Annotated in this window: 10 protein-coding genes; 6 read left to right on the top strand and 4 right to left on the bottom strand. The window is 43.5% G+C overall.

From position 1 onward, the window contains the following. The first annotated feature begins 4 nt into the window (after nucleotides 1-4). On the top strand, nucleotides 5-376 hold the full coding sequence (locus tag H5125_RS15310) for a DP-EP family protein (RefSeq protein ID WP_162022418.1): 372 nt from the start codon (nucleotides 5-7) through the stop codon (nucleotides 374-376). A gap of 540 nt (nucleotides 377-916) precedes the next feature. Then, nucleotides 917-2062: a sensor domain-containing diguanylate cyclase gene (locus H5125_RS15305; protein WP_182744680.1), complete on the top strand. Its 1146-nt coding sequence runs from the start codon at nucleotides 917-919 to the stop codon at nucleotides 2060-2062. Between the two features lie 37 nt (nucleotides 2063-2099). Here H5125_RS15305 and H5125_RS15300 read toward each other — a convergent pair whose 3' ends face one another. Together H5125_RS15300 and H5125_RS15295 are read right to left on the bottom strand one after the other, a co-directional pair. Continuing rightward, complete coding sequence (locus tag H5125_RS15300; RefSeq protein WP_182744679.1) at nucleotides 2100-3257, bottom strand: alkane 1-monooxygenase; 1158 nt, start codon at nucleotides 3255-3257, stop codon at nucleotides 2100-2102. A gap of 10 nt (nucleotides 3258-3267) precedes the next feature. After that, the gene (locus H5125_RS15295) at nucleotides 3268-3597 is read right to left on the bottom strand and encodes a 2Fe-2S iron-sulfur cluster-binding protein (protein ID WP_182744678.1); all 330 of its coding nucleotides are present in this window, start codon (nucleotides 3595-3597) and stop codon (nucleotides 3268-3270) included. Nucleotides 3598-3738: 141 nt separating this feature from the next. Here H5125_RS15295 and H5125_RS15290 point away from each other — a divergent pair, with 141 nt between their 5' ends. Beyond that, nucleotides 3739-4743 (top strand): AraC family transcriptional regulator, encoded by a 1005-nt coding sequence (locus H5125_RS15290; protein WP_182744677.1) that lies wholly within the window; start codon nucleotides 3739-3741, stop codon nucleotides 4741-4743. A gap of 171 nt (nucleotides 4744-4914) precedes the next feature. On the opposite strand, the gene H5125_RS15285 is transcribed toward H5125_RS15290, so the two are convergent. Together H5125_RS15285 and H5125_RS15280 are read right to left on the bottom strand one after the other, a co-directional pair. Further along, nucleotides 4915-5796, bottom strand: coding sequence for a bile acid:sodium symporter family protein (locus H5125_RS15285; RefSeq protein WP_182744676.1), 882 nt, complete (start codon nucleotides 5794-5796; stop codon nucleotides 4915-4917). Between the two features lie 136 nt (nucleotides 5797-5932). Then, nucleotides 5933-6739 carry a class II aldolase/adducin family protein gene (locus tag H5125_RS15280; RefSeq protein ID WP_081430151.1) on the bottom strand — a complete coding sequence of 269 codons (807 nt, stop codon included), beginning with the start codon at nucleotides 6737-6739 and terminating at the stop codon, nucleotides 5933-5935. 100 nt (nucleotides 6740-6839) lie between these two features. Between H5125_RS15280 and H5125_RS15275 the strand changes: the two genes are divergently transcribed. From H5125_RS15275 to fdhF, 3 genes are all read left to right on the top strand, one after another. Continuing rightward, on the top strand, nucleotides 6840-7745 hold the full coding sequence (locus tag H5125_RS15275) for a LysR family transcriptional regulator (protein ID WP_182744675.1): 906 nt from the start codon (nucleotides 6840-6842) through the stop codon (nucleotides 7743-7745). A gap of 164 nt (nucleotides 7746-7909) precedes the next feature. Beyond that, nucleotides 7910-8626, top strand: coding sequence for an oxidative stress defense protein (locus H5125_RS15270; RefSeq protein WP_182744674.1), 717 nt, complete (start codon nucleotides 7910-7912; stop codon nucleotides 8624-8626). A gap of 456 nt (nucleotides 8627-9082) precedes the next feature. Beyond that, the gene (fdhF, locus tag H5125_RS15265) at nucleotides 9083-13291 is read left to right on the top strand and encodes a formate dehydrogenase subunit alpha (protein WP_182744673.1); all 4209 of its coding nucleotides are present in this window, start codon (nucleotides 9083-9085) and stop codon (nucleotides 13289-13291) included. Nucleotides 13292-13500 lie beyond the last annotated feature (209 nt).

Here is a 13500-nt window from a genome sequence, read left to right as displayed (position 1 = left end):
TATAATGTCAACAACTCAAGATACAACATTTTTTAATCTCACCGTCACCCTAGAAAACGGCGAGCCGTTTTTCAGTTATACCAATCACGATGGCACCCCTAAAAGCGGTGATGTTATTATTACTAAAAACTGTACCATCACGTACCAACTTATTGATCAAACGGGCAAAGGACTTAGATTTGTTGGCGCGGCTTTTATTACCCCATTTGACGGCATTATTGATGCCGTAAGCATCTGCAACAATGGCAGCTTGATACACTTAACCGATTTAGATGAAGTAGCAGGCAATACCAGTTTTCAGTTTGTGTTGTCGAACACCAGCAATACCTTATTGGTACTCAGCCCAGATCCTGAAGTTGTTAATCACCCAGACTAAATATTCGATGAGTTGAATATGACGAAAGCTCAGGCTTGCCCTGAGCTTTTATGCTGAACCACAGAGCAACATTAATCAATAACATAACCATTGCTAAAACGACTTGTGTTATCCAGTAGCATAACCCGAGGTTGGAGTTACCTTTTACCCGTTAACCGAACTCAAAAACCAATCATTTCTCAATAGACCGATGAGCAAACGCCTGTCAAATAACGGTCTCGCCACCTCCCATTAACGGCTTAATATCTGTCAACGATGCAATAAAATACAGCTGCAAAACAGGCTATTTAAGCTAAGAACACTATCGATTTTAGTGAGACAAATCCTAAAAACCAGCAACAAAATCAGCTTACCTCCAAGGTACATGCAATAGACACAACTCAATCGCAACACATTTTCACAATAAATAGCAACTTTAAACAATTTAAAATCAACAAGTTAAAAGCAGAAGATTACCGAAAGGTAAATAAGCCTTATTCCTAATAGAGTATTTGACATCAACAAGGGGTTACCAATACCAAACGCTTAAGGGAATGCACCATGTTTACCAATGATAAATTAACTGAACTCAATGACACTATTTCTCGTGTGACTAAATTAACAAACTCATTCGCTAAATTTCCCAGCGCGATAAAAATACCATTGCGAGTTGAGGCTGAACCACAATCCAACTCATCAGCAACAGATGTCATTTTTGATACCACTTTTAATGCAACTTTTGATGCCACCTCAGCAAGCCATAATGGCAAAATGGCAGTAGCAGATAACCTACAAATTAGCACCTTGCTCAATGTGATCACCGCGATTTCAGAAGCGATTTTTGTGATTAATTCTGCTGGCGTCATTGAGATGATCAATCCGTTAGGCGCTAAATTATTCGGTGCCCCAGCCGAAATGTTAATCGGTCAAACCTGGACCGATTATCTACAAAGCCCTTTTAAAGATGAGTATCTATCTTTATTTACCTTGTGGAACAGCGCCAGCGGTCAGGCCAATAAAGTGACTCAGTTTAATCATGGCCCTAAAGAAATTATCATTAATCGCGCCGACAGCACGTTACTCGAAGCAGACTTATCATTGTCATGTTTACCGTCGATGCAGATAGGTTCTGAGCCGTTATTTATTGGCATCATGCATAATCTCACAACCCATAAAGCTGAATACAACAAACTGCGCCACTTAGCGCATACCGACAAATTAACTGGCCTTGCCAACCGTCACGCTTTTGATGATGCCCTGCAAACCAACTGGAACGACAGCATTAACCACGATCAACCGCTGTGTTTAATCATTATCGATGTCGATTATTTTAAAATGTTTAATGACCAGTATGGTCATGTTAACGGTGATAAATGTTTGCAAAAAATTGCCCAAGTACTGGCAGAGGTGCTCCCGTCTAACAATGCGATGGCTGCCCGTTATGGTGGTGAAGAGTTTGTGGTCATTTTGCCCAACAGTAATCCGTTAACTGCAGAATACATTGCCAAAAATATTCAACGTCGTATTAACCAGTTAAGCTTTACCGATATAGGGTTACCTGCACAAACCAAAATCAGTGTCAGCCAGGGCATTGCCTGTGAACGCAGTGGTCAATACCGCACGCCAACCGCACTGGTTTGCGCCGCAGACACAGCACTTTACCGCGCCAAATCAACAGGCCGTAACCGCATTAATATGAGTAGCTAATATCTATTAGCGTCTAAACAATCTAACAATCAAAGGGTTAACAACACGCTTGATAAGTTGCAATGCCACTTTGTTGATTTGCCTGCTGGGCCATATTATATTCAGCTGGCGTGGCAAAATGTGCATCCCAATGTTGTAATTTGGGCAGCATAAGTCGATGCCATAAAGGCGGAATGAGGGTCAATACAAAGGTACTAAGGTAACCGCCAATCATTTGCGGTGCATCGGGATAAGGCGATAACTGATGGTAAGGTAACTGCCCTTGAGCGTGATGATGTGAATGTCGGGTTAAGTTAAACATTGCCCACGAGCTTACCCGCTTATTGGTATTCCAAGAATGATGAGGTTTTACTGGCGAGTTAAGTTCGCGAACCAAACCATAATGCTCCATGTAATTGACTATCTCTAAAGTCGCTTTAGCCCATAACGCCATTAATACAAAAAAGCTTACCCCCTGCCAACCAGCAAGCCAAAATACCCACACCATAATAGCGACACTCATAGCGTAACCTCGTAACGCTTTATTGTGCCAACTCCACACAGCTAACTGTTTACGCACCAGCCTTTGTTGCTCAATATGCCACGCACTAATATTGCCCTTAATGGTCGAAATAATAATATGTGCATAAACACCACGACCACGCGGAGCGGTAGCAGGATCGTTCAAGGTACTAACGTATTTATGGTGGCCATATACATGTTCAATGGCAAAGTTAGCATCAAAGCTAAATGCCAATAACCAGCGTCCAATCAATAATGACACCGGCTGCCAAGTACGATGGGTTAGCTCATGGCCTGTAATCGTCGCCATTACGCCAACCACTAAGCCCAAATAAATCACCATCACCCCATATTGAATAACGCTAGTGTTTTGCCTCGCTAACAGGGCGTCATACCCCGTAAAACGAGTGACCCATGCGCCATATTGGCCAATATCTTGGCTGGCAAATTGCCAGCAACACACAAACACTAATATCACAGTCAATGGCAGTGCCAACCACAATTGCCACGTAAGCAAAGCCGGATAGCGATATTGTGGCGTCGCGGTATCATCACCAAACACGATGTCACCACCCAAATACACCGCAACCCAAATAGCAAAGCCAATGCTGATATAGGTTCCACCCAAAGTGATGCTGATAATAGCGATCACCGCCATAAGATGAAACGACATAAATTTAAGGTATTTAAACATGGCCACGTCCTTATGCTTGCGGTTCGTCAGCTAAAGGACGCTGGCGTAAATTAACGTGAATGTTCACATCAGTTTTAGCCAGACTCTGACAGGCCAAAATCATTCCTTGAGCGATGGCTTCAGCTGATAAAACATATGCGCTGTCGGTTAATTGTTTCACTTCGCCCGCAACCAACTTGCATCGACAAGCACCGCAACTGCCTACTCGGCAATGATGCGGAAAGGCAATGTTGGCGGCCAACGCGGCGGTTAAAATAGAGTGTTTAACGCTAGTTTGCGCTATCACTATTTCATCATTAATGGTTAGGCTAACCGGTTTGGCAGTAAACATAGACAACATACACATTCCTTGGTGATTAAAGGTTTACTGTACGCCAACCAGAAATATAACAAAGAGGGAAGAATGGACATTAAGGGGTCATTAATAGACAAGCACAGCAAAATCCGTTACAACTAACTCAAAGCCATTAATAAGATTGCTATGCAGCTGCTTCCTGTATTTTACTTAAACCAAGTGTATCAACAGCTGCGCCTGTGGGAATGCAATGTCGATATATGGCTAGCCCATAACGGCCTTATGCTTGAACAACTACAAGACCCTAACTTTCAAGTGACTTTTGATGATTATCAACGACTGATAACGTCTGCAATTCATCTATCGGCACGGCCAGACTTGGGCTTACATGTCGGCAGCCGAATAGGCATTAACACCCATGGCATGATGGGATTTGCCATCCTTAATAGCAGTACCCTTAAACAAGCTGTTGATACATTGAAGCAATTTATCAATACACGCACACCATTGGTTAATGTTAATACCCATGAAACCGCCAGCAGTATGGTTATCACACTGCAAGCGATACAACCATTGGGCGTGATTCAACAACCGTTTATGGATGCTTTGCTCGTCACCATTGCCAATTTGTTACAACAAACCACCCCGTTGTCACCTGCAATAAGCCAGGTTAATTTGGGGTTCGCTGCACCAGCCTATTGGCAGCAATACTCCGCATTACTCAAAGTACCAGTGCATTTTAATCAAGCCAGCACCCAGCTAATATTAACTCAAGCATCATTAAATCAACGCTTGGATATGGCCGATCCCAGCTCGTTTATTCAAGCCAAACAATGGTGTATTAACGAACTTAAAAAACTTGATTTACAGCAAAGCCTTAGCGATAAGTTGTATCAGTATTTACTGCAAAGCCAAACGCCACTACCAAGCTTAAGCGATACAGCCACGCATTTTAATATGACCCCACGGACTCTTCATCGCCATTTAACCCAACAACAAACAAGCTATAAAAACATTGTCGCATCGGTGAATCACCATATTGCGAAGCAATACTTATCGCAATCTAGTGGCAGTATTAAGCTGTTGGCATATCAATTAGGTTATGTTGATGTGGCTAACTTTCGGCGGGCTTTTAAACGCTGGCAAGGCGCCACACCCAGTGAATACCGCCAGCAAAAAAGAGTAAAATAACATTCGATTTAGGAACACGAGTGCGTAAGCACTAACTAACGAAGTAACTAAGTAACTAAGTAACTAACTAAACACTATGTAACTAAACACTAAGTGATTAACTAAGCCCTAAGTAAGTAACTAAGCTATTAACTAACCGACAAAATCCGTTAATCAATAGCACTAATGTAATTAGCTAGATTGAACTGTATGTTTTTGGTTTCTAGCATAACGGGCATAGGCGATTAATAAGCCAGCCCCTAAATACATCGTTAAACTATACACTCCAGCCACCACAGCATAACTCGGGGCTTGCAGTAAACTAATGCAAATAAGCATTGCCATAGTGGAGTTTTGCAAACCAATTTCAATGGCCAACGTAAGGCTATCTTTGTGGCTTAATTTGAATATCTTAGCAGTAATTACGCCCACCATCATGGCAATCAAATTTAACAACATGCATGCAATAAACACCTCGTTAAAAGCGTCGCTGATAATGTCACGTTCTTGAATCACTACCCCAGTAATCATCAACAATAAAAACACTAACGCAAAGCGCCTAAAATACACCTCAACCTTCACAGCCCAATCGCGATAATAACGCCGCACAATCATGCCAAACATAATCGGTAGCAAGGTAATCACCAATAAACCTAATGAAATACTACTTAACGACACCTCAATATCATGGCTATCACTAAAATAGCTAACCGCAAATTGGATGATAAACGGTGCGGTAAAAACACACACTATGCTACTCAGTGCAGTCAAACTCACTGACAATGCCAAATTCGCTTTAGCTAAGTGGCTAATTACATTTGAGGTAGTCCCACCGGGGCAGGCAGCCAAAATCATTAACCCTATCGACATCGCTGGCGATAAGTCCATCAACAAACAAAGCGTAAAAGCCAACAAAGGCAACACGATAATTTGGCCAATAAAGCCGCCAATAATCGGCATTGGAGTTTGCCATAAACGTAAAAAATCAAATTGAGTTAAACTTAAGCCCATGCCAAACATAATGAAGGCGAGCGACAATGGCAGCAGTATTTCGGTAATAATCGAACCTGTCATAGGGAATTGCATCCTTGCTCGCTAAGCAGACTTAGCGAGTATCATAAGCATCAGTACAGAATACGTTCTTGCGAAATATAGCTGCATGCATACGGTTTTATCAAAATCAAACCGCCCTTTGGCATCGTTAACAGGCTTAATCTAAAAAGCTGTTATCTTGCGCCAACATGACCTGATACAAAGGTTGAAAATTACCCCATGTCACTAAATCTGAGCCATTAATTTGGCGAGTTTTAGTCGCAATTTCATGGCCAATCAATTTAAGTTCACCCGCCGCCTGTGCCAATAACTGGCTATGGCAGCAACTGTCTAACATGACAAAATTAGCCGTTGCCGCATCAACAGACTTGCCTACGGTAAGCAAACCATGATTTTGCAATATCACCGCAGCATGGCCTTGTAGCGCCTCAGCAATCATATCGCCTTCAGATAAATCGGCGACCACGCCGGTAAAAGTGTCAAACACACTGTGGTTTTCATAAAACATACAGGCATCTTGAGAGATAGGTTTAAGTAACTCGCCTAATGATGAAAATGCACGCCCATAAGTAGTATGGGCATGGGCCACTGCGTTGACATCGGGGCGCGCATGGTGAATACGCGAATGAATCGCAAATGCGGCATTATTGATTGGGTGCTTACCCTCCAAAATATTGCCTTTATGATCAACTCGCACTAAATCAGAAGCCCTAATTTTAGAAAAATGCACCGCTAACGGATTAACCCAAAATGACTCAGGGTCAATACAATCACGCAAGGTGATATGCCCCGCTAAACCCTCATCGAATCGATAATGGGCAAATACTCTAAATGCCGCCGCTAGACGCTGTTTTTCATATTGTTGTTGCTGTTGTTTATTATCAAACTTTGGCGGTAACGGCATTGGATATTTATCTGTGCCAATGGTCATTTTTTGAATTTGCTGTGCTTGAGTGTCATTTATTGCGGTCATGTTGAGTCTACTTTTATTAGTTTAGTTTGACTTTAATTTAACCAAGCCTAAAATAAATTCAAATGATACTAAATCATAGATAACTATTAATATGCTGCATAGTAAGATTGATTTAAACTTATTCCTCATTATGAGCACGGTATATCAGCACGGCAGCATTACTGCTGCGGCCAGTAAACTGCACCTAACACAACCCGCTGTAAGCCATGCTATTGCTCGGCTACGCGACAAATTTAACGACCCGTTGTTTGTCCGCCATGGCCGTAAAATGGTGCCAACCGCCTTATGCCAAAAAATCATTCCCGACGTGCAACAAGCGCTGCTGTTACTCAATAATACCGTTAGCCAACCCGCGACATTTGACATACAACAGCACAAACGCGAGATAAAACTAGGCTTAAGAGACATATTAGAGTCAATGTTCTTTCCTATTCTTATGCCCGATTTACTCAATAACACCCCCAATATCACCCTAAACAGTCGTCAAATTAAACGCACTGAACTTGAGCCGTCACTGGCGCAGCAAAGTTTAGATATTGTTATCGATGTACTGATGCCAACCCATAAAGATATTCGCAATACTCTAATATGTAGCGAACGATTTTCATTAGTGTGTCGTCAAAACCATCCTATATTACAGCAGCTCACGCTCGCTAATTATGCCGCCGCATCTCATGCATTAGTGAGCTTAAAAGACTTCAGCATCGACACCGTCGACATGGCACTCGCCCATCAAGGCGTTAGCCGCAATATTGCATTACGCTGCGAGCATTACTTTGCCGCCATCAGCGTGATCTGCCAATCAGATTTGATCATGACCATGCCAAACACCTACGCCATGTTGTTACAACAAACCATGCCAATTGTAGTGTCGCCATTGCCCTTTGAAGTACCAGAACTGGCGGTACACATGTATTGGCATCAACAAGCCCAAGACGATCCGGTAAATCAATGGATCAGAAACAAATTGCTTAATATCTCGGCCCAGTTGTTTTAGTTTCTGTTAAGTAGTTAGTAAGTCATAAATAAACCGTAAGAAATAAATCGCAGAAAATAGTCAAAAATAAAAACCCTTTTTTATATTTGCACCGTTTACACTCATAACAGACCCACTTTACCTGAGTGTAAACAGTATTTAGCTAACCACTAGCGGAGTTATCAATGAACAAAATATTACTCACAAGCATCATTTCTGCCTCATTATTTACCTTAACCGCCACCAGCAGTTTATCGCCAGTACAAGCAGCCGAGCTCAGTTTTGCTCATATTGAAACAGTGGGAACAAGCACCATTGAAGCTGCAGCAGACATGGCTATTATCAATGTTCAAGTATCTATAGAAGCCGATAGCGCTAAAGCCGCTAAAGACAAAGCCGACGAAGCCGTCAGCCAATTTATGCAACGTTTACTCAAGGCTGGAGTCGACAAAAAACACATTCAAAGTGCTAATTTACAACTTAATCCGCAATATATGTATGTGCAAAATGAACCGCGTAAACTCACGGGTTATAACGCTAGTCGTCAAATGACCATTACCGTAATTGACCTTAACAACTTAAATGAATTACTCGACAGCGCTTTGGTTGAAGGGATTAATAACGTTAATAATATCGAACTAAAGTCGAGCCAAGAAGCCAAAATCATTGCTCAAGCTCGCCAAGCCGCGATTGATGATGCCAAGCAAAAAGCTCAATCTTTAGCAAAAGGCTTTGGTGAACAAATTGCTGGGGTATGGCAAGTAAGATACTTTCCGCAACAAGCCAATCAGCCAGAAATGTACCGCGCCAGCATGAAAATGAATGCCGATGTGGCGCAAACCTATCAACAAGGCCAAGTTAACATTAGCGACAGAGTTGAAGTGGTTTTTAGATTGAAGTAGCAATAAACAAGCAGGTTGAATATCATTTATTCAGCCTGCTTTGTTGTAACAGCCATTGTTGTAACAGCAATGGCTATAACTGCAATGGTTGCAACAGCGATGAATCCTCTCATCACAACCAACTGTCCACAATTGTGAACAATGACAACAAATCATCACTCTCCTAGCAATAATTACGACATAAAACCATAAGTAATTAATTGTTTATTATAACATTAATATAAAATACACATTTAATCGCAATAAAAATGATCTAAGTCACATCTGAAAATCACTCCTCAAATTAAACTTGATACATAGACTGTAGATGCCAGAGCAAGGTTATCAGCTTAATCTGCCATTGCTGACATTAACCCCATTTTAGGTTTAGTTTTTTATGCCTATTGACGCCCTACTCGTCCCATCCTCAAAGGCATTAGACTTTGCCCGTGACTCAAAAAATGAAAAGGCTTTGCAATGATTGATATCACTATCGACGGAACAACACTTTCGCTTCCTAAAGCTGACAGCTTGTTAAAGGCAGCAAAAAACGCCGGTATTAACATCCCTAGCTTATGTGATTATTCTCATCGCCAAGAGAGACAACACTGCAATTTGTGCCAAGTACAAATCAAAAACCATGATGGCAGCTTACGATGTGTTCGTGCCTGTGAAACCCCGCTTGAAACCGGCTTAGAGGTCATTACCCAGTCGAGCCACTTAAGCCATCTTCGTCAACAAGCACTCAAAGATATTCTGAGTGATCACTTTGCTGACTGTGAAGCGCCCTGCCAAACCGCCTGTCCTGCCGGCGTTGACGTGCAGTCGTACCTGTATCATATCGGCAGAGGTGATCATAAAGAAGCCGTCAAAGTCATCAAGCAAACCTTACCTTTACCCTTGTCTATTGGCCGTGTTTGCCCGGCTTTTTGTGAAGCCCAGTGTCGCCGCGGACTGGTAGATGAACCTGTGGCAATTCGCCAATTAAAACGTCATGCAGCAGACTTAGATTTACAAGATGCAGAGTCTTATGTTCCGCCAAAAGCACCCGCTACCAACAAGCGCATTGCCATTATCGGCAGTGGCCCTGCAGGACTCACCGCGGGTTATTATTTGTCTAATAATGGCCACGATGTGACCATTATGGAGTCGGCTCCTAAAGCTGGAGGCTGGTTACGTTACGGTATTCCTGAGTACCGCTTACCTAAAGATATACTGGATAAAGAGATTGAACTGCTCACCCGCAATGGACTTAAGATTGAAACTGGAGTTGAACTGGGTCGTGATACCAATTTAACCGAGTTAGTGGCCAATTATGATGCGGTTTGCCTCGCGATTGGGGCGCAAAAAGCCGTGCCAATGAATTATCCTGGCAGTGATTTAATCGGCTGTTATTTAGGTGTGGACTATTTACGCGATTATTGCACCGACAAAAAATTCATTACAGGCAAAAAAGTAGCCGTCATTGGTGGCGGTAATACTGCCATTGATTGCGCCCGTACCGCTGTCCGTGATGGTGCTGATGTGACCTTAATCTATCGTCGTAGCCGTGATGAAATGCCAGCTGAGCCCTATGAAATACATGAAGCAGAAGAGGAAGGGGTTAAGTTTCATTTTCTCACTAATCCTCTGGAAAACCACAGCGATAACCAGGGCCGGGTTAAATCCGTCACCTTTGCTAAAATGGCGCTCGGTGAGCCCGATGAATCTGGTCGCCGCTCCCCTAAAGCGACCGGCGAAACCTTTGAAGAAGCGTTCGACACTGTAATTCCTGCGGTATCTCAACAAGTGGATTTAGCCTTTTTAGACCAACCAGAAAATCAAATAGACACTGGCCATATCGCCCTGACCCGCTGGCATACTTTCCTTGGCTGCGAGCAAACCATGTCTGCTGGAGTGGAAAAGCTATTTGTTATCGGTGATTCCCGCACCGGCCCAGGTACTGCAGTTGGTGCAGTAGCAGATGGCCGAAAAGCCGCTGAAGCCATTGAAGGATTGTTAACTGAAGGCTTAACTTGTCATTTAGAACCTAGACTATTTAACTCACGAAAGGCCAACAAAACAGCCTCGTTATCTGCTGAGATATACCCAGAGACAGCCAAGCGTCGCCGCTTAAAAATGCCAGAGCTAAACCAGCTCAATCGAGCGCTTAACTTTGCCGAGGTAGAACTAGGATTCATTCCCGATGAGGCAATGAAAGAAGCGATGCGCTGTTTGGAGTGCGCTTGCCAAGCCAATACCGATTGTAAATTACGCGATTATGCCACCGAATATAAAGTCGACGGAAAAACACTGGATCAAACTCAGGCGCGTAAATTTAAAGTCGATAACAGTGCGCCTTTTATTACTTTCGATGCTAATCGCTGTATCAGTTGCGCCGCTTGTATTGATGCTTGCCATCAACAAAGTGGTCATAACGTTATCAGCTTTGAAGCCAATAGTTATCAAGCACTACCCGATGCTACAACAGCAGGCATTAGCCGCAACGCCCCTCGAGTTGGCTTTACTGCGTCGATGAATGACAGCGATTGTGTGCAATGCGGTAACTGTGTTCAAGTTTGCCCTACTGGCGCTTTGGTTGATGCCCGCGATAAAACCCAAGGTAGCGACAGAGCGTTAATCAAAACCTCAACCGTGTGCACATATTGTGGCGTTGGTTGCCGGGTTGAACTGCATGTCGACCAGGACAAAAATCATGTAATGCGAGTATCTGGTGACATTCAATCAGTGGTCAATGAAGGCATGCTATGTGTTAAAGGGCGCTCTGGTTTTGACTTTTTAAACAGCCCTAAACGCCTTACCACACCATTAATTCGCAAAAATGGTCAGCTACAACCGGCCACTTGGAGCGAGGCTATTAGTTATATAGCACAGCAACTGCAACCGATTAAAGATGCTGCTGGGCCAAGCAAGTTTGCGGCATTGTCTTCAGCTAAATGCACCAATGAAGAAAACTATTTAATGCAAAAATTCGCCCGTAGCATTATGGGCACTAATAACATCGATCACTGCGCACGACTATGTCATTCATCATCTGTTGCAGGGTTATCCGATACCATTGGCGGCGGGGCCATGACCAATGATATTCCCAGCATTAAAGACTCAGATGTAATTTTTATCATTGGCTCCGATACCACCAGCGCCCATCCTATTATCGCCTCTCACATTAAAAGAGCGGTCAGCCAACACGGCGCGCGCTTAATTGTGGCGGACCCAAAGAGAACGGCTATTGCAGACAGTGCCCATTTATATGTGTCACATAAACCGGGCACAGATGTGATGTTACTCAATGCCATCATGCAGCAAATTATCATCAATAACTGGCAAGACATGCACTACATCAATAGCCGTATTGAAGACTATGAATTGCTCAAGCAAGAAGTGATGAAGCCAGATTACAACTTAGCCAATGCAGCGTTAATTACTGGTGTGAGCGCTGAAAACATTGCCGCTATGGCAAAAATGATTGGTACCGCGGATAAAACCGCCTTGTATTATGCCATGGGAATTACTCAACATACCTCGGGTTATGACAACGTTGTGTCCACCTCTAACTTGCAATTGCTGTGTGGCAACATTGGCGTGACGGGCGGCGGACTCAATCCACTGCGTGGCCAAAGTAATGTGCAAGGTGCCTGTGATATGGGCGCGTTACCCAATTATTATCCCGGTTATCAGCAAGTCGATAACCCACTCAATAACGTTAAATTTGCCAAAGCTTGGGGCAATACATCGCTAAATTTAGAGATAGGATTAGCAGCAACTGAAATCATGCAGGCGATTGTGAAAGGTAAACTCGATGCTCTGTATGTTTTGGGAGAAAACCCAGTGCTAAGCGATCCGGACCAAGCTCACGTAATCGCTGCACTATCCAAAATTAAATTTATGGTAGTGCAAGATATCTTTCTAACCGAAACCGCGCAGATGGCCCATGTGGTACTACCCGCAACTGCCTTTGCCGAAAAAGATGGCCATTTCACTAATACAGAACGTCGGGTACAACAATTACGTGTCGCGTTAACCCCTCCGGGGGATGCGATTGTAGACTGGAAAATTATCCAAATGATTGCCAACAGCCTTGATGCTAATTGGCATTACCACAGCACCAAAGATATCTGGCAAGAAATTAACCACGTCACCCCGCAATATCAAGGCCTTACCTGGCAACGACTTGAACATAAGGTAGATGGTTTACAGTGGCCATGCTTTGATGAAAACCATCCTGGCACACCGATTTTGCATACCGAAACATTTTTACGCGGTAAAGGCAGGATGATGCCAGTGAGCTATCGACTACCTGCCGAAATGCCCGATAGCGAATATCCATTAACCCTTTCAACAGGCCGTTTACTGGAACAATTCCATACTGGTACTATGACGCGCAAAACCCCGGAACTGGATATTAAAGGCTCGCCCAGAGTAATGATTTCGGTTTTTGATGCCGAGCAATTGGGAGTCAATAACGGTGATATGTTGAAACTGAGTACTCGCCGCGGAGAAATAGACATAGCCGCCTTTGTGACTAAGCGGGCTCAGGTAGGAGTATTATTTTTACCATTCCACTTTGCCGAAGCCGCAGCCAATAAACTGACCATCAATGCATTAGATCCCATTGCAAAAATTCCAGAATATAAGGTGTGTGCCGTTAAAGCAGAAAAGTCACTGCAGCCAAGTGTTGTTGCTTAAGCAGAGCCTAGCTCACATCATACTAGTAGCCTAGTAGCGCTACGCTGCTAGGTCGCTGCGCGGCTAGATCCTATAAAATCAAGAACCTAGCCCCTAGCAGGACGCAAGTCCGCCCTAGTCGCGAAGCGATCCTAGCAGGACGTAGTCCGCCCTAGCAGCGAAGCGATCCTAGCAGGACGTAGTCCGCCCTAGCAGCGAAGCGATCCTAG

The sequence above is a fragment of the Shewanella sp. SR44-4 genome (genome assembly GCF_014163715.1).
GTDB lineage: Bacteria > Pseudomonadota > Gammaproteobacteria > Enterobacterales > Shewanellaceae > Shewanella.
The sequence above is the reverse complement of the archived record's forward strand: the minus strand, read 5'-3'. Positions and strand labels throughout refer to the sequence as shown.

What these genes read in the sequence shown, in the direction of transcription:
- H5125_RS15310 (WP_162022418.1), top strand. Translation starts at nt 5, where the DNA reads ATGTCAACAACTCAAGATACAACATTTTTTAATCTCACCGTCACCCTA.
- H5125_RS15305 (WP_182744680.1), top strand. Translation starts at nt 917, where the DNA reads ATGTTTACCAATGATAAATTAACTGAACTCAATGACACTATTTCTCGT.
- H5125_RS15300 (WP_182744679.1), bottom strand. Translation starts at nt 3,257, where the DNA reads ATGTTTAAATACCTTAAATTTATGTCGTTTCATCTTATGGCGGTGATC.
- H5125_RS15295 (WP_182744678.1), bottom strand. Translation starts at nt 3,597, where the DNA reads ATGTTGTCTATGTTTACTGCCAAACCGGTTAGCCTAACCATTAATGAT.
- H5125_RS15290 (WP_182744677.1), top strand. Translation starts at nt 3,739, where the DNA reads ATGCAGCTGCTTCCTGTATTTTACTTAAACCAAGTGTATCAACAGCTG.
- H5125_RS15285 (WP_182744676.1), bottom strand. Translation starts at nt 5,796, where the DNA reads ATGACAGGTTCGATTATTACCGAAATACTGCTGCCATTGTCGCTCGCC.
- H5125_RS15275 (WP_182744675.1), top strand. Translation starts at nt 6,840, where the DNA reads ATGCTGCATAGTAAGATTGATTTAAACTTATTCCTCATTATGAGCACG.
- H5125_RS15270 (WP_182744674.1), top strand. Translation starts at nt 7,910, where the DNA reads ATGAACAAAATATTACTCACAAGCATCATTTCTGCCTCATTATTTACC.
- fdhF (WP_182744673.1), top strand. Translation starts at nt 9,083, where the DNA reads ATGATTGATATCACTATCGACGGAACAACACTTTCGCTTCCTAAAGCT.